The 211-nt window shown below is 47.9% G+C and carries 1 pseudogene; it reads left to right on the top strand.

The window, feature by feature from the left end:
* Positions 1-211: pseudogene (locus V6252_RS13590) on the top strand (NAD(P)(+) transhydrogenase (Re/Si-specific) subunit alpha); the annotation flags it as partial.

Genomic DNA, 211 nt, shown 5'->3' with positions numbered 1-211 from the left:
GCGCACAAAATATGGATCTATTGTCATCACAATCCTACCTTGCTGGTTATAAAGCCGTATTGCTCGCGGCCAATGAAAATTCACGTCCTTTCCCGATCTTTATGACCTCAGCCGGTACTGTTAAGCCAGCCAAAGTCGTTATCCTAGGTGTAGGAGTTGCAGGTCTACAACCGATTGCGACAGCAAACCGTTTGGCTGCAGTGGTAGAAGC

Source organism: Psychrobacter proteolyticus, from assembly GCF_038155145.1.
GTDB classification, from domain to species: Bacteria; Pseudomonadota; Gammaproteobacteria; order Pseudomonadales; family Moraxellaceae; genus Psychrobacter; species Psychrobacter proteolyticus_B.
Note: the sequence above shows the minus strand (reverse complement) of the source record. Positions and strands in the feature narration are given on the sequence as shown.